The sequence below is a fragment of the Peribacillus sp. SIMBA_075 genome (genome assembly GCF_046534585.1).
Genome location: NZ_JAWRYN010001112.1, coordinates 1 through 253, shown reverse-complemented (window position 1 = coordinate 253; position 253 = coordinate 1). Strand labels below are relative to the sequence as shown.

Genomic DNA, 253 nt, shown 5'->3' with positions numbered 1-253 from the left:
CCCCTTCCCCCACCAGACCGCGCTAGTGCTCTCCAGGGCAAAGCCCGCCCCGCGGGCGCGCCGCTTGGACGCTGACCGGCGCGTCAGCCTACAGACTCGCCACGTGGCAGCAGCTCGGCCATCTTCACCAGCTCCGGGAGGGTGCGCGCGCCCATCTTGCGCATCACCCTGCCGCGGTGCGCCTTGACGGTGACCTCGCTGATGCCCAGCGCGGCGGCGATCTGCTTGTTCAGCGCGCCGGCCACGACCATCG

1 protein-coding gene is annotated in these 253 nt (G+C 71.9%); it reads right to left on the bottom strand.

Annotated features, from left to right (window positions below; all coding sequences use genetic code 11):
* Positions 1-83: 83 nt before the first annotated feature.
* The gene (locus tag SB775_RS31755; protein ID WP_410865269.1) at positions 84-251 is read right to left on the bottom strand and encodes a LuxR C-terminal-related transcriptional regulator; all 168 of its coding nucleotides are present in this window, start codon (positions 249-251) and stop codon (positions 84-86) included.
* Positions 252-253 lie beyond the last annotated feature (2 nt).

What these genes read in the sequence shown, in the direction of transcription:
- SB775_RS31755 (WP_410865269.1), bottom strand. Translation starts at nt 251, where the DNA reads ATGGTCGTGGCCGGCGCGCTGAACAAGCAGATCGCCGCCGCGCTGGGC.